Below are 14,488 nucleotides of genomic sequence, written 5' to 3' on the forward strand. Positions count from 1 at the left end.
CATCGCGTGAGGCCCGGCGCACGGCCGGGCACAACCGCCCCGGTGGCCTATGGACGGGCCACCGGGGCGTTCGTCTTCCCGTGGAACGCCGAGCGGTACGCGTACGGCGTGGTGCCCACCACCTTGCGGAACCGCTCCCGGAACGCCGTCGGCGAGCCGAACCCCGCCTGGCGCGCGATCCGTTCGACCGAGTGGTCGGTGTTCTCCAGCAGGTACTGGGCCCGCCGCACCCGCGCCCGCAGCAGCCACTGCAACGGTGTGGTGCCGGTCTGCTCGCGGAAGCGGCGGCTGAAGGTCCGCTCGCTCATCCCCGCGCGCGCCGCCAGGGTGCCCAGCGTCACCTCGTGCGCGAGATGGTCCTCGATCCACTCCAGCAGCGGCTCGAACGCCGACCCCCGGGGCACGGGCGGGTGCTCGTGCACGATGAACTGGGCCTGCCCGCCCTCCCGTTCCAGCGGCATCACCGACATCCGGGCGATGTTCGCCGCGACGGCCGACCCCAGATCCCGGCGGATCATGTGCAGGCACAGATCCAGCGCCGCCGCCGCGCCGGCCGAGGTGAGGATCTGCCCGTTGTCCACGTACAGCACGTCCGGCTCCACCTCGACCTGCGGGAACCGCCGGGCCAGTTCACCCGCGGCCACCCAGTGCGTGGTGGCGCGCAGCCCGTCCAGCAGCCCGGCCTCCGCCAGCACGAAGGCACCCACGCACACGGACGCGATCCGGGTACCGGACTCGGCCGCCCGCCGCAGCGCCGTCAGCACCCGGGCGGAGGGCGGCGCGGCGTCGGGGGAGCAGCCCGGCACGATGACGGTGTCGGCCTCCGCCAGTGCCTCGAGCCCCTGGTCGATGCGCAGGGTGAAACCGCCGTCCGCGCGTACCTCCGGCGTCTCGGCGCACAGCCGGACCCGGTAGGCGGGCCGCCCGTCCGGCATATGGGTCCAGGCGAACGTCTGCTGGGGCGCCGCCATGTCGAACGGCACCACTCGGTCGAGAACCAGGATCGCCACGGAGTGCATGACCGTCACCCTAGGTGTGTTCCCGCCAGCGGTGTGACCCGGGGACGGGGTGGCACGTGGGGCGAGGGCGCAGGTCGGGGGAGTTGGCGAGAACCCGTTGGAAGCTGTCGATCCAGCCCATGGGAGATCACGTCCCGGATCCCTAACGTGAGCCCGGCATCATCGATCGCGTCATGGAAAGAGTCCCGGTGACCAAGATCCTGCTGTCCCTCCATGTGCTGGCCGCCATAGTCGCCATCGGTCCCGTGACCGTCGCGGCCAGCATGTTCCCGCCCGCGGCGCGCCGCGCGTCCGCCGCGCTCGGAGGGGCCCCCGGCCTCTCGGCGGTGGGCACGGTCGCGCTGCTGCACCGCATCTGCCGCGTCTACTCCGGTATCGGACTGACCGTCCCGGTCCTCGGGCTCGCCACCGGTGCCGCGATGGGTGTCCTGGACAGCGGATGGCTCGTCACGTCCATCGCGCTGACCGCGGCCGCCGCCGGGATCCTGGCCGCTTTCGTCCTGCCCCGCCAGGAAGAGCTTCTCGGCCGGCTGAACGGCGAACAGGCCGTCGAGCACCGGAACACCGCGCGACTCGCCATGTTCACCGGCATCTTCAATCTCCTGTGGGCGACGGTCACCGTCCTCATGATCGTCCGGCCGGGCTCCACCACGGGAGCCTGAGAGACCGAGAGCCCCGTCACTCCGCATGGCACAGATGTCCGTTCTGCGTCAAGTCATCCCAGGGAATTCACACTCCGGGATGCCGGGCCGCCTAGACTCGTCAGTCTTGCCCCCGCACGGGGACGACGAGCAGAAAGGCACGTTGCCGGGTGTTCCAGGATTCCCCCATCTACGACCGACTCATCGCGGAGTGCGGCGATGTGCCCACACAGGTTCGCCGCGAGGCCGAACGCGTGAGCAGGGAACTGGAGCTGGTCATGCGGCCGTACCAGTCCCCCGGCTACGACCGCCCGCAGTCCCCGGGCACGGGCTGGCAGCGCACGGCCATGCTCCCCGCCCCGCGGCAGCCGTGAGCCGGGAGGCCGTGGTCATGATCCCGCCCGGGACCGGCGCGTGGCCGGACCCGGTGCTCATCGGACCGTCGTGCTCGAGCCGTTGACATGCGGCGACCTCTCGGGGACCGGGCGGGCCAGCCAGTCGGCGATGGTGCGCGCGATCGGCTGGCCCGTCTCCACCTCGACGAACCCGAACTGCCCCGACTGGTTGCACTCCAGGAACCACCAGGTCCCGTCCGCGTCCTCGACGAAGTCGAAGGCCCCGTAGGCCAGTTCCGCCTCACGCAGGTACGAGTGGACGCCCGCCGCGATGCACGACGGCACATCGGTGGGGCGCCACGGCGAGCCGGGCGCGGCGAAGCGCACGTCGACGTCGTCCGGGTCCGCGTCCGCGGCGGTCGCCTTGCGCGCGGCCAGCAGCTGCTCACCGACGACGGTGAGACGGATGTCGGCCCGCTTGGCTACCCGGCGCTGTAACAGCGTCGGCCCGAACGCGACGGCGGAGAAGTCCGTGTCCGGCGCGACCCGGCTGGTCGGCACCGCCCGGGGCGGGTCCTGCGGATGCGCGCCCGACACCGGCTTGACCACCAGGTCCGGGTAGCGCTCGGCGAACTCGCGGGCGGCCCGCGGGAAGGTCGTGATCAGCGTCGCGGGCACAGGCAGGCCGCACCGCTGGGCGAGACGCAGCTGCCACGGCTTGTGCCGGGCCCGGCGGGCCGCGTCCGGGTGGTTCATCCAGCGCGCGTCCGAGCCCCGCAGCATGCCGTAGAGCGCCTGAGCGGCCTCCTCGGACAGCCACGCGGACGGCTGGGCCGCCCGCCCGGCCGGGGTGCCGGGCCGGCGCACCCAGACCGAGCGCAGCCCCCCGATGCTCACCAGCCGCCCTCCGGCGGACAGATGGCCACGGAAACGGCCGTGTACGAACTCACCGGACAGCGCGACACCGCCGGTCAGGTCGGCGGGATCGACGCGGACCACCGGAACCCCCGTCGCGTTCAGGTGTACGACCACCATGTCCGCGGTCACGTCCTCCTCACAGGTGAGGATCAGTACGGTCATCTTCGGCGGCCCGTGGTCAGTCGTCGAAGTGGGTCTTGGAGCCCGCGGTGGACGTCGTGGTGCCCACCTCTCTCAACAGGCCGAAGTCGCTGGCCGCGATTCGGCCGTCGAGGAGCACGTTCAACTGCAGTCCGGTGTCGTACACATACGGAATAGCAGCTTCCAACTCCACTGCCGGGCGCGCGTAGTTGAGCGCGAACGGTTGCATCGTCTCTCCCTCGTCGGTACTGCGCCGACCAAGCGTTGGTCATGGGGCGCGGCCCCCGGCCGCTCGCCTGTTTCGGCTTCCAGAGACTTATACGAATCGAACGGGTGGTTGGTTTCCTTACTCTCCGTAGTTATTTGGCCGGTTCGTGGTCAGCCCGGCGTGTCGTCCTGCGATCCCGCTCGCCGAGGGAGCCGCGGACGGTGCGCAGAGCGAACAGCAGGACACCGATGTCGTCCAGGTACACCGGGTCGGGCAGCACGTCGGCAGGCAGGACGAAATAGAGGACCGCGCCCCAGAAGACCCAGCGCGGCCCTGTGGGCAGGCCCGCGCTCCGCAGGTCGCGCCGGGTCCGGACCAGTCTCAGGAAGACGCAGACGGCGAGGACGAGGACGACGGCCGCGAGGATCGCGGCCAGAGTGATCACCGTTGTGGTCGTATCCACGGGTTGCCCTCCTCCTGGCGTGCCGCGACACGGGGTGTCCTTACGTGGATTCCCGTTTCCGGCGGCTGTATTGCGGCCGGGGCCCGACATGTCGGCGAGTCGGCGGATTTTCCCGTGCGGGTGGTCATCCCGGTGGCTCACACGAGTGGCACGGGGTGAAGGGGACGCCTAGTAATGGTCAGCGTAACGTCGCTCGTCATACGACGGGGGGCGCAGGAGCGGCCGCACTCTTCCCATGGAGGCGAGTATGACCACCTGCTCTTCATCACCCCGCTCGAACGGGTCCGCCATAACCGGCGAGTCGAACGGGTCCGCCCAGCCGTCCGCCGAGACCACCGTCGCCACCGGCGCGTACCAGGTGGAGCAGACGAGCACGCAGCCCGCCGCACCCGCGCCCGAGACGTACCGTGCGGGCACCGAGCCTCCCACCGCGCCCCACCCGGCGGGCCCGCCGGGCACACAACCGGCCGCCCCTGGTGGGGACGCGGCGGACCAGGTGTCGGCGCCGGTGCCTGCTTCTGGCGTGGACGAGGTGGCTCCGTTGTCTGCAGGGCCTGTCGCCCCTGCCGTAAACGGGGCCGATCCGGCACGGCCGGCTGTCTCCGCCGCTGCCGAGGCGGACCAGGAGCCCACGCGCCCGGCGAACTCTGCCTCTGCCCCTGTCTCTGCCCCTGTCTCTGCCTCTGACGAGACGGCTGTGGCTTTCCACCGGTCCGACGCCCCCGGTTCGGGCACGGCGCCCGAGCGGTCTGCCGCGCGCGGCCCCGACCGCGCGGACCCGGAGCCCGGGGGGCCGGCCGCCGCCGGCCCGGACGAGCCGGACCGGCCGCCGGCCGCGTCCTCCCGCTCGAACCCGGTGGGCTCGCCGACCGTCGAGCCCGCCGTCTCAGCGCTGCGTCAGGCGGACCGGCTGTCGCCCACGCCCGGGGGTCCCCCTCCGGTCCCGGCGGGGCCGCCGTCCGCCGGGACTGTTGTCTCAGGGCCGGACCAGGCGGCTCGGTCGTCCGTGGCGCCTGCGGGCCCTCGCCCGAACTCGATGAGCCCGCTGTCGACTCAGCCCGCTGCCGCAGGCCCCAACCAGCCGGACCGGCCCTCCGCCGCGCCCGCGGGTCTCCGCAAGGAACCGGTGGATTCGCCGCCCGCCCGACTCGACGGCCCCGGCCCTGACCCGGCCGACGCGGTAGGTGAGGCGGAGCAGTCGGGTGCGCGGCCGTTCGTGATCCGTTCGCTGGACGACAATCCGGTGGAACTGCGGCCCGGCACGGGGCCGGCGCCCGCGCCGTACGGTGACGCGGTCAGCGACCTGGTGCACGCCGCCGTGGTCGACCGGCCCTTGGAGGAGGTCGTCGCCCTCATCACCTCGCTGGGGAAGTCGCCCGACCACGCCGAAGCGATGGTCGACGCACTCCGCACGGCCGGTGTGGAGCGGCGCGTGGAGGACGTGAGCCGGATGATCGCCCTGCTGACGAAGCCCCCGCGGGACGCCGACAGCGCGGACGAGGCGATCCGGGCCGCGGCCGCCCACCGGCCGGTGGAGGAAGTGACCCGGCTGGTGACCCTGCTGCACAAAGAGCCGCACATGCCCCACGTCCGCGAGGAGGCGCTCCGCGCGGCCGCCACCGGCCGGTCCGTCGGGGAGCTGGTCGAGCTGATCGACCGCCTCGGCCTGGAACGGCTGGACCGCAACGGCCGCGTGCCGACCGCAATCCCGCACCCCGAGGCCGAGCCCGCGCAGCCCCAGGCGCCCGCCCGCCCGGGCAGGCGCCGCGAGACCCGCCGGACCCTCGACCTCTCACCCTCGGACCGCGATCGAGCGACGGAACGGCTCACCAGGTCCATGGCGTGGTCGAGTTGGCTCACGGCCCTGGCCCTGGCCGTGTGCGCGGTGGCCCACTTCCCGCTGCGGCGCGGTGGAGCGTCCCTGGACCTGCACGCCGTCGCCCTCGGCCTGTCCGTCCTCTGCACGGTGCTGGCGCTGCTGCTGGCCCTGCGCCCCGTCGCGCCGGTACTGGTCGGGGCAGTGGTGGTGCCCACGGTGCTGGCCGGGGCCCAGGCGTACGGGAGTTCCTTCCCGTCGGCGTCCCTGACCCGGGCCGTGGACCTCGCGCTCGCCCCACCGTGGTTCGCCGCAGGTGCCGCCGTGTGCACGGCGCTGCTGGCCCTCGTCTCGCTGGTCTTCCGCGCGGTGGCGCCCCTCGTGAGCGGCCCGTGGGCGCCGCTGCCGGCGACCGAGGCACGCAGTATGGCGGAGTGACGTCTACGACCGCCTTACCGGACCGGATCCGCTCGCAGCGGGTCCGGTCCGGTCGTCGTTCGCCCCCTGGCGAGCGAGCAGCCCGGCCAGCACCCGGTCCGGCGTGAGCGGGAGTTCCCGGAAGCGGACGCCGGTGGCGTGGTGCACGGCGTTGCCGATCGCCGCGGCCGTCCCGACGATGCCGATCTCCCCGATGCCCTTGCTGCCCATCGGGTTGAGCCGGGAGTCCTCCTCGTCGAGCCAGTGCGCCTCGATCTCGCCGACGTCGGCGTGCACGGGCACGTGGTACGACGCCAGATCCGACTCGGTGAAGTCCCCGAACGCGGCGTCCAGCGTGCTTCCCTCGGTCAGCGCCATGCCCAGCCCCATCGTCATGCCGCCGACGAACTGGGAGCGTGCGGTGCGGGGGTTGAGGACGCGCCCGGCGGCGTACACCCCGAGCAGCCGGCCGACCCGGACCTCGCCGGTGACGATGTCCACGGCGACCTCGGCGAAGTGCGCCCCGAAGGCGTGCCGGGCCCATGCGCTCTCGGCATCCGCCGTGCCCCTGGTGTCCGCGCGGACCTCGAGGCCCTGCTCGGGCAGCGGCCCGGAGCGCTCGGCCAGCCGCCGCGCCAGCAGGAAACAGGCCTCGTGGACCGCCCAGCCCCACGAGGCCGTACCGGACGAGCCACCCGCCAGCGGAGCCGACGGAAGAGCACTGCTGCCGACCTCCGTCCGCACCCGCTCCAGCGGCACCCCGAGGGCGTCGGCGCCGACCTGCGCGAGCACGGTCCTGGCCCCCGTACCGATGTCGGTGGCGTTGATCCGCACCAGGAACGTCCCGTCGGGCAGCGCGCGGGCCGTCGCCGCGGCGGGCCAGACCATGACGGGGTACGTCGCCGCCGCCACGCCCGTCCCCAGCAGCAGGGGACCTTCCCGGCGCTCCGCACGGGCCGGGAGGGGATCGCGCCCGGCCCATCCGAAGCGCCGGGCACCCTCGCGCAGACACTCGACCAGGTGCCTGCTGCTGAACGGCTTGCCGCTGTCGGGTTCGGCGTCCGGCTCGTTGCGGATCCGAAGCTCGACCGGGTCCATGCCCAGCTCGCCGGCGAGTTCGTCCATGGCGGACTCCAGCGCGTACATCCCCGGAGCCTCACCCGGCGCCCGCATCCACGACGGCGAGGGCACGTCCAGCGCCGCGACCCGGTGCACCGTACGGCTGTGGGGTGTCGCGTACATCACGCGCGCGGGCACCGCCGCCTGCTCCACGAACTCCTTGATGCGCGAGGTGTGGGTGGTGGCCTCGTGCACCAGGGACGCGAGACGCCCGTCCGTGTCGGCACCGAGCCGCAGCCGGTGCAGGGTGGGAGCCCGGTGCCCGACGACGGCGGGCAGATACCGGCGGGGGAGTGCCACGGTGACCGCCCGCCCGGTCTGCCGTGCCGCCATCGCCGCGAGCACCACATCGGGCCGTGGCGTGCCCTTGGACCCGAAGCCGCCGCCGACGTGCTCGGCGGTGACGACGATCCGCTCCTTCGGCATCTCGAACAGCCCAGCGAGCACGGCCCGTACGGCACCGGCGCCCTGACTGGACGTCCGCACGGTCAGCCGCCCGTCGTCCCACCGGGCGGTGCTGGCGTGCGGCTCCATCGGGTGGTTGTGCAGCGGCGGCACCCGGTACGCGACGTCCACCCGGGCGGCCGAGGAACCGAAGGCCCCGTCCGGGTCGCCCTGTTCGCGGACGGCCGGATGACCGCCGTTGGCCTCCTCGGGCACGTACACGCCCGGGTGCGAGGCGGTGAGGGTCACATCGTGGTCTTCGGCGTCGTAGGCCACACGGACCGCGGCGGCACCGGCCCGGGCCGCCTCCAGGGTCTCGGCCACCACCAGAGCCACGAACCAGCCCCGGTGGGGAACCCGGGCGTCCTGGAGCACGGCGAGCGTCGGATCGTCCGGCTCGGCGAGCCGCGGCGCGTTCTCGTGGGTGAGGACGGCGAGGACCCCAGGCACGGCGAGGGCCGCCGCTGTGTCGACGTCCCTCACCCGCCCCCGGGCGACAGCCGCCGGCACGGGCCAGGCCTGGGCCCGGCCGGGGAGTGGTGGTCGGCGGCGTAGCGGGCGGTGCCACTGACCTTCTCCCGTCCCTCCCGGCGTTCGGCGGGAGCACCCACACTGCCCGTCATGGAGTCCTCCTCGTGAGTGCCGCGTCCGTGAGCCGGGACAGCACGTCCACCGCGAGATTCCGGGCCAGCGGCACCTTGTAGGCGTTGTCCCGCAGCGGCCGCGCGGCGGACAGTTCGACGTCGACGGCGTGCTCGATGGCGGCGGCGGTCGGAGCCGCGCCCCGCAGCGCCTCCTCCGCCCGCCGGGCCCGCCAGGGCCGGTGCGCCAGCGCCCCGAAGGCGAGACCGGCATGACCGACCACACCGTCCGACAGCCGCAGCACCACCGCGACGGAGGCGAGCGCGAAGGCGTACGAGGCACGGTCACGGGCCTTGCGGTACGCCGACGGCAGCCCGGCCGTGGCAGCCGGCAGCACCACACCGGTGACCAGTTCGCCGGGGCGGATCTCGGTGTCCTGCTCGGGCCGGTCCCCGGGCAGCCGGTGGAAGTCCGCCGCCGCGACACTCCGGGCGCCCTCCGGCCCGTACAGCTCGACACTCCCGTCCAGAGCGGCCAGCGCCACCGCCATGTCCGACGGATGGGTGGCGACGCAGTGCGCGGAGTGCCCGAGCACCGCGTGATCACGGTGGACACCGTCCCGCGCGCCGCAGCCGCTGCCCGGCTCGCGCTTGTTGCACGGCTTCGACAGGTCCTGGAAGTACGGGCACCGGGTGCGCTGGAGCAGATTTCCGCCGGTCGTCGCCGCGTTGCGCAACTGTCCCGAGGCACCCGCGAGCACCGCCTGCGACAGCGCCGGGTACCGGTCGCGTACGAGGGGGTGGGCGGCGAGGTCGCTGTTGCGGACCAGCGCCCCGATCCGCAGCTCACCGTCCGGCAGCTCCTCCACCGCGTCGAGCGGCAGCCGGGTGACGTCGATGAGGGCGGCGGGCCGCTCGACGCCGAGCTTCATCAGATCGACGAGGTTGGTGCCGCCGCCGAGATAGCGGGCGCCGGGGTGGGAGGCGTACGCGGAGGTCGCCTCCTCGACGCTCCCGGCACGGACGTAGGCGAACTCCTTCACCGGATCACGTCCTCCACCGCCTCGGCGATCCGTGGATACGCGCCGCACCGGCACAGGTTGCCGCTCAGCCGCTCCCGGATCTCCTCCCGGTCCAGCCGAACCGGCTCACCCGAGGGCGTCGCCGGGTCGGTGACGTGCGAGGGATGACCGGCCGCCGCCTCGGCGAGCACACCCGCCGCGGAGCAGATCTGGCCCGGAGTGCAGTAGCCGCACTGGAAGGCGTCGCGTTCCAGGAAGGCCCGTTGCAGCGGGTGCGGCTCCTCGCCGTCGCCGGACAGACCCTCGATGGTGGTGACCTCGCTGCCGTCCAGGGCGACCGCGAACAGCAGACAGCTGTTGACGCGCCTCCCGTCCACCAGGACCGTGCAGGCGCCGCACTGGCCGTGGTCGCAGCCCTTCTTGGCGCCGGTGAGGTCGAGATCCTCCCGCAGGAGGTCCAGCAGGACCCGCCGGTGGTCGACGGTGAGGGTGTGGGGCTTGCCGTTGACGCGGAGAGTCGTCTCCGAGTGGTACTGGTCGTTGCCCATGTCGTGGAAGACCTTCCCGGGCGGGCCGTGCGGTCCGTACTGCCGTACGGACCGCGTATCCACCTGGCCGCGCCTGACACGTGCGCCCCGCGAGGAAGCTTCCTAGTGTTCGTCCCGGGACGGGGCCACGGGGCGCTGGGACTTTCCCTTGAAGCGCTCGAACGTGCGTGTGAGCTGCTGCAGCGGAGAGCCGACGGGGGCACCGGAGGGCTGCTGTCGCGCGGGAGCCGTCCCGTCGGACTCCTGGTAGGCGGTCAAGGCCTCGTGGGCGCGCTCGGCCGCCTCCCGGTACAGGTCACGGGACTTCGTCATGGCCTCCAGCGCGTCGGCGTACATGGCCACCAGACCACGCTGGCGGTCCAGCTCCTCCTGGAGATTCAGCAGGTGCCATTCCTCCCGCAGCGCGGTGAGGGCGGCCTCGGCGCCGTCGGGCAGCGGCCTCGGCAGCGCGGCGAACCGCTTCACCGCCTCGACGAGGCCGACGGGCTCCGAGCCGTCGAGGAAGACGGCACGGACCGAGAAGTCCTCGGCGTCGTAACCCTCCGGCGCCGGGGTGCCGGGCAGTACCACGGCGCCGCCGCGCGGCACCTGCACGCCGGAGTCCCGCAGGGCCCAGTTGAGCCCTCGCGACTGCTGCGGAACGGCGCGGTGCTCCACCACCCGCTGCCGCAGGCCCGGCGGGAGCCACCGCGCGACCGGCATGCGGCCCTTCTCGTCCGCGGTCATCGCCTCGTGGACGACCACGTGGATGTGCCATCCGCCGCGCACCGCGTTGCGGAGCAGGCGCTTGGTCTCCTTGTCGTCCTGGGGGAGCGGGTTGATCTCCCGCAGGGACAGCTTCGTCGTGGCGTCCTGGTCCCACGCGGCATCCGGCTCCTGGGGCCAGAACAAGCCGGTCGGCGACGGCCAGTCGTCGCTCCACGGCTGCTCGGCCTCCGCGACCAGGATCCACTCCTGCCCCTCGCCGTCCGGACCGGGCGTCACGCTCAGCCGGGCCCGCACGGTCACCCCGTCGCCGACCCGCCAGCGGGCCTCGAAGACCCGCTCCGACGGCCCGGCCTCGGCCTCGGGCAACTCCAGGAAGTCGTCGATGTCCTGACTGTCCTTGTGCTCCTGGAGCGAGCGCCGGAGAACGTCTTCCGCGGCGCCGGAGGCATGGCGGCCGCGCGCCAGCCACACCGTGGCGGGCGTCTGGGGGCGGACTGTGGAGGAGATCGGCATGGGTCCATCTGTGAGCTGGGGGCAGGTGCGCCTGCCAGTATCGTCACCGCAGGCCGGCCGGGATAACCCGGGGTCACACACACGGCGTACCCCCGATGGGTGCCGCCATGTGAAGTGCGCCGTGCGCACGGGGTGTGCGCGCCGCGCGCACACCGGCCCATCACACTCATGGCCCAGCCGCCCCGCGCTCCCGACAATGGACCGCACGAGCAGGGCCCGCCCACCATCCGCATCGGGGCGGGTCCTGCTCGCCTCACGACGCGTCCTCGTCCACGATCGGACCTCGGCCGAAGCCCTGGTCGAGACGGTAGACCGCGGAGTTTCCGCCCGCCGAGGTGAACACGACCTCCAGCGCCGAGTGGGCGGCGTCGGCGGTCGTGTCGCCCTCAGCCGTGGGAATGCTGACTCCCACCGCCTCAGTCCCCCGCCCGAGCGGGCCCAGCTGACGGACTGTGGCAGTTCGAGTTCGACGATGGTGTAGGCGCGGGGTGCGAGCGTGACCTGCACCGGGACACGGAACTCCAGCCATTGCCGCAGAGTCCGGCAGCTCTGGAAGATCCTGCCCGCGAAGCCGACCTCGACGCCCCTGACCCCGCACCGCGCCGCGGAGCGCCCGCCGGTGAGTATTTCGGCGCGCTCACGCGTGGTGGTGAGTGTCCGTCATCGCGAGCGACCGCGCATCCGGTCGGCTCGAGTCCGGCCCGCACCTGAACGAAGAGAGACGACGCACATGGACGTCAGCGCCCACATCGAGGCCGTCTACGACACCCTCCGCCGACGGGACCCCGGGGAAACGGAGTTCCACCAGGCGGCGCACGAAGTCCTGCACGCCATAGGCCCCGTTCTCCGTGTCCACCCGGAGTACGCCGAGGCCCGGATCGTGGAGCGGCTCTGCGAGCCCGAGCGGCAGTTGATGTTCCGGGTCCCGTGGGTGGACGACCAAGGCACGGTACGGGTCAACCGCGGTTTCCGGGTGGAGTTCAACAGCGCGCTGGGACCCTACAAGGGAGGCCTGCGCTTCCACCCCAGCGTCAACCTGGGCATCGTCAAGTTCCTCGGCTTCGAGCAGATCCTCAAGAACGCGCTGACCGGCATGGCGATCGGCGGCGGCAAGGGCGGGGCGGACTTCGACCCCAAGGGCCGCTCCGACGGCGAGGTCATGCGCTTCTGCCAGGCGTTCATGACGGAGCTGTACCGCCACCTGGGCGAGCACACGGACGTGCCCGCTGGGGACATCGGCGTGGGCGGCCGCGAGATCGGCTACCTCTTCGGACAGTACAAGCGGATCACCAACCGCTACGAGGCCGGTGTCCTGACCGGCAAGCCGGTCGGCTGAGGCGGCTCCCACGCCCGCACCGAGGCCACCGGCTACGGCGCGGTGTACTTCGCCCGGGCGATGCTCGCCACGCGCGGCCAGGACTTCGACGGACGCCGCGTCGTGGTCTCCGGGTCGGGAAACGTCGCCGTCTACGCCGCCGAGAAGGTCCATGCCCTGGGCGGACGCGTGGTGGCCTGCTCCGACTCCTCCGGGTATCTGGTCGACGAGGACGGCATCGACCTCGACCTGCTCAAGGAGGTCAAGGAGGTGCGCAGGGCCCGGGTCTCCGCCTACGCCGAGGCGAGGCCGACCGCGCGGTTCTCCGCCCGGGGGTCGGTGTACGACGTGCCGTGCGACATCGCCCTGCCGTGCGCGACCCAGAACGAGCTGGGCCGCCAGGACGCCGTCGCACTGGTGAAGAACGGCGTGCTCGCCGTGGCCGAGGGCGCGAACATGCCCTGCACGCCCGAGGCGATCGAGGTGTTCCGCGAGGCACAGACCCTCTTCGCGCCGGGCAAGGCGGCCAACGCGGGCGGGGTCGCGACCTCAGCGCTGGAGATGCAGCAGAACGCCTCACGCGACAGCTGGACCTTCGAGCGGACGGAGGACCGGCTCGCGACCATCATGGGACAGGTACATGCCCAGTGCCGTGTCACCGCGGAGACCTACGGCGGCGACGCCGACGACTACGTCCTCGGGGCCAACACGGCGGGCTTCCTCCGCGTCGCCGAGGCGATGACGGCCCAGGGCGTCGTGTAGGCCGTCCGTCGACTGAGCCGTCCGTCGACTGAGCCGGCCGCCGGCCTCACTGGCCGGCGGCGGACCCCACGGCCAGGACGCGGTCACGCAGGACGGGGAGTTCCGAGCGGATCCGGGCGACCTCGCCCATGTCGACCTCCACCGTCACCGTCTCCGCCGCGGTGCCGGCCTCGCCCAGGACGGTCCCCCAGGGGTCGACGGCCACGCTGTGCCCGCCCTGCCGCATCCCGCCATGGGTACCCGTGGCGCAGCAGGCCAGCAGGAAGACCTGCTCCTCCAGGGCCCTCGTGCGGGTCAGGAGCTGCCAGTGGGCGAGCCGGGCCGCCGGCCAGGCGGCGGGCACCACGATCAGCTCCGCCCCCTCGTCGATGAGGCTTCGGAAGAGCTCGGGGAAGCGCAGGTCGTAGCAGATGGCGAGGCCGATCACACCGAATTCGGTGGGCACGGTGACGATGTCGCCGCCCCCGCCCATCATGGTCGCCTCACCCGTGTCGAAGCCGTACCGGTGGATCTTGCGGTAGTGGCCGCGCAGGTCACCGGCCCGGTCGAAGAGGAGGGCGGTGTTGTACAGGGTCCCGTCCGCGTCCCGCTCGACGATCGATCCGCCGTGCAGCCAGACCCCGGCCGCACGCGCCGCCGCGGACATGGCCTCGGCGGTGGGGCCGTCGGCACTCTCGGCGTCGCGCCCCCAGTCGTCGTACGACCAGGCGCCTGCCGTCCACAGTTCCGGCAGGACCACCAGATCGTCGCCGGTCCGGCCGCGGACCAGCGAGGACGCCCTGCGGCGGCGCTCCTCGGCGGAGTCCGTCGCGTCCACGGACAGCTGTATCAGCGAGGCTCGCATGACTGTCACCTCCGGGAATACCCGTCCCCTACGAGCCTAAGGACCCGGACGCGCATCCCGCCTGTTCTCAGGGCTCGCACACCAGGCCGGCGATGTGCGCGGTGACCGTGTCGAGGATGCCCGCCCAGGCGCCGTCGTCGCCGAGCACGAGGTAGTTGAGGGTCAGGCCGTCGGTCATCGCCGCCAGGTAGCGCGCGAGGACGGGGGCGGGTACGCGCAGGCGCAGGCCCATGGTCTGCCGCAGCTGGTCGATCAGCTCGCTGTACGCCTCGGCGTACAGCTCGTACTGGCGCCGCGCGAGATGCTCGAAGCCGGGCTGGCGCAGCGCGTACTGCGTGAGCTCATAGGTGAGCATGTGCTCGTCGGGGTGGGCCCGGACGTGCTCCCAGTACGCCTGGAAGCCCGCCCGGACGGTCTCCTCGAGGCCGGCCCTGGGCCGCAGGGCCTCCTTCACCACCGTCACGTAGTGCCCGGTGATGGTGGTGATGACGGACTCGATCAGCTCCTGCTTGGAGTCGAAGCAGTAGTGGAAGACGCTCAGCGAGACGCCCGCCTCGGCGGCGATGGACCGGGTCGTCGTCCTGGGGACGCCGTCCCGGGCCATCGCCCTGATCGCCGCTTCGGTGAGCTGTCGCCGCCGCTCGGCGGACGGCAACCGTGCCATGGAACCCCTC

Annotated in this window: 13 protein-coding genes and 2 pseudogenes; 4 read left to right on the forward strand and 11 right to left on the reverse strand. The window is 72.8% G+C overall.

What is annotated here, in order from left to right; genetic code table 11:
* Positions 1-47: 47 nt before the first annotated feature.
* Positions 48-1,019 carry a GlxA family transcriptional regulator gene (locus ACQEV8_RS41245; RefSeq protein WP_432971705.1) on the reverse strand — a complete coding sequence of 324 codons (972 nt, stop codon included), beginning with the start codon at positions 1,017-1,019 and terminating at the stop codon, positions 48-50.
* A gap of 188 nt (positions 1,020-1,207) precedes the next feature.
* Between ACQEV8_RS41245 and ACQEV8_RS41250 the strand changes: the two genes are divergently transcribed.
* Together ACQEV8_RS41250 and ACQEV8_RS41255 are read left to right on the forward strand one after the other, a co-directional pair.
* Positions 1,208-1,681, forward strand: coding sequence for a hypothetical protein (locus ACQEV8_RS41250; RefSeq protein ID WP_432973370.1), 474 nt, complete (start codon positions 1,208-1,210; stop codon positions 1,679-1,681).
* Between the two features lie 149 nt (positions 1,682-1,830).
* Positions 1,831-2,034 carry a hypothetical protein gene (locus tag ACQEV8_RS41255; protein WP_432971708.1) on the forward strand — a complete coding sequence of 68 codons (204 nt, stop codon included), beginning with the start codon at positions 1,831-1,833 and terminating at the stop codon, positions 2,032-2,034.
* Positions 2,035-2,091: 57 nt separating this feature from the next.
* Here ACQEV8_RS41255 and tgmB read toward each other — a convergent pair whose 3' ends face one another.
* From tgmB to ACQEV8_RS41270, 3 genes are all read right to left on the reverse strand, one after another.
* Positions 2,092-3,075 carry an ATP-grasp ribosomal peptide maturase gene (gene tgmB, locus ACQEV8_RS41260; protein ID WP_432971711.1) on the reverse strand — a complete coding sequence of 328 codons (984 nt, stop codon included), beginning with the start codon at positions 3,073-3,075 and terminating at the stop codon, positions 2,092-2,094.
* 16 nt (positions 3,076-3,091) lie between these two features.
* Entirely contained in the window at positions 3,092-3,283 is a 192-nt protein-coding gene (gene tgmA / locus ACQEV8_RS41265; RefSeq protein ID WP_184586832.1) for a putative ATP-grasp-modified RiPP, read from the reverse strand.
* Positions 3,284-3,413: 130 nt separating this feature from the next.
* Positions 3,414-3,725 carry a YkvA family protein gene (locus ACQEV8_RS41270; protein WP_432971715.1) on the reverse strand — a complete coding sequence of 104 codons (312 nt, stop codon included), beginning with the start codon at positions 3,723-3,725 and terminating at the stop codon, positions 3,414-3,416.
* A 1,036-nt stretch (positions 3,726-4,761) separates the two neighbouring features.
* Between ACQEV8_RS41270 and ACQEV8_RS41275 the strand changes: the two genes are divergently transcribed.
* Positions 4,762-5,979 carry a hypothetical protein gene (locus ACQEV8_RS41275; RefSeq protein WP_432971718.1) on the forward strand — a complete coding sequence of 406 codons (1,218 nt, stop codon included), beginning with the start codon at positions 4,762-4,764 and terminating at the stop codon, positions 5,977-5,979.
* A 3-nt stretch (positions 5,980-5,982) separates the two neighbouring features.
* Here ACQEV8_RS41275 and ACQEV8_RS41280 read toward each other — a convergent pair.
* The 5 genes and pseudogenes from ACQEV8_RS41280 to ACQEV8_RS41300 form a co-directional block, all read right to left on the reverse strand.
* Positions 5,983-8,144: pseudogene (locus ACQEV8_RS41280) on the reverse strand (xanthine dehydrogenase family protein molybdopterin-binding subunit).
* Positions 8,141-9,145: an FAD binding domain-containing protein gene (locus tag ACQEV8_RS41285; RefSeq protein WP_432971721.1), complete on the reverse strand. Its 1,005-nt coding sequence runs from the start codon at positions 9,143-9,145 to the stop codon at positions 8,141-8,143. The pseudogene ACQEV8_RS41280 and the gene ACQEV8_RS41285 overlap by 4 nt, the downstream one beginning before the upstream one ends.
* A complete protein-coding gene (locus ACQEV8_RS41290) occupies positions 9,142-9,672 on the reverse strand; it encodes a 2Fe-2S iron-sulfur cluster-binding protein (RefSeq protein WP_432973373.1) in 531 nt (176 codons plus the stop codon). Before ACQEV8_RS41290 ends, ACQEV8_RS41285 begins: the two co-directional genes overlap by 4 nt.
* 102 nt (positions 9,673-9,774) lie before the next feature.
* Positions 9,775-10,893, reverse strand: a complete 1,119-nt coding sequence (locus ACQEV8_RS41295) for a hypothetical protein (protein ID WP_432971724.1) — start codon at positions 10,891-10,893, stop codon at positions 9,775-9,777.
* A gap of 253 nt (positions 10,894-11,146) precedes the next feature.
* Positions 11,147-11,305, reverse strand: coding sequence for a hypothetical protein (locus tag ACQEV8_RS41300; protein WP_432971727.1), 159 nt, complete (start codon positions 11,303-11,305; stop codon positions 11,147-11,149).
* 318 nt (positions 11,306-11,623) lie between these two features.
* Here ACQEV8_RS41300 and gdhA point away from each other — a divergent pair.
* Positions 11,624-12,970, forward strand: a pseudogene (gdhA, locus tag ACQEV8_RS41305) (NADP-specific glutamate dehydrogenase).
* A 46-nt stretch (positions 12,971-13,016) separates the two neighbouring features.
* On the opposite strand, the gene ACQEV8_RS41310 reads toward gdhA, so the two are convergent.
* Both ACQEV8_RS41310 and ACQEV8_RS41315 read right to left on the reverse strand, forming a co-directional pair.
* Positions 13,017-13,814 (reverse strand): carbon-nitrogen family hydrolase, encoded by a 798-nt coding sequence (locus ACQEV8_RS41310; RefSeq protein ID WP_432971730.1) that lies wholly within the window; start codon positions 13,812-13,814, stop codon positions 13,017-13,019.
* Positions 13,815-13,881: 67 nt separating this feature from the next.
* Positions 13,882-14,478 (reverse strand): TetR/AcrR family transcriptional regulator, encoded by a 597-nt coding sequence (locus ACQEV8_RS41315; RefSeq protein WP_432971733.1) that lies wholly within the window; start codon positions 14,476-14,478, stop codon positions 13,882-13,884.
* Positions 14,479-14,488 lie beyond the last annotated feature (10 nt).

The sequence above is a fragment of the Streptomyces sp. CA-179760 genome (assembly GCF_050937045.1).
Classification (GTDB): Bacteria; Actinomycetota; Actinomycetes; order Streptomycetales; family Streptomycetaceae; genus Streptomyces.

Bases quoted from the DNA above. Each gene is read 5' to 3' on its own strand.
- ACQEV8_RS41245 (WP_432971705.1), bottom strand. From the start codon at position 1,019: ATGCACTCCGTGGCGATCCTGGTTCTCGACCGAGTGGTGCCGTTCGAC.
- tgmB (WP_432971711.1), bottom strand. From the start codon at position 3,075: ATGACCGTACTGATCCTCACCTGTGAGGAGGACGTGACCGCGGACATG.
- tgmA (WP_184586832.1), bottom strand. From the start codon at position 3,283: ATGCAACCGTTCGCGCTCAACTACGCGCGCCCGGCAGTGGAGTTGGAA.
- ACQEV8_RS41275 (WP_432971718.1), top strand. From the start codon at position 4,762: ATGAGCCCGCTGTCGACTCAGCCCGCTGCCGCAGGCCCCAACCAGCCG.
- ACQEV8_RS41290 (WP_432973373.1), bottom strand. From the start codon at position 9,672: ATGGGCAACGACCAGTACCACTCGGAGACGACTCTCCGCGTCAACGGC.
- ACQEV8_RS41295 (WP_432971724.1), bottom strand. From the start codon at position 10,893: ATGCCGATCTCCTCCACAGTCCGCCCCCAGACGCCCGCCACGGTGTGG.
- ACQEV8_RS41310 (WP_432971730.1), bottom strand. From the start codon at position 13,814: ATGCGAGCCTCGCTGATACAGCTGTCCGTGGACGCGACGGACTCCGCC.
- ACQEV8_RS41315 (WP_432971733.1), bottom strand. From the start codon at position 14,478: ATGGCACGGTTGCCGTCCGCCGAGCGGCGGCGACAGCTCACCGAAGCG.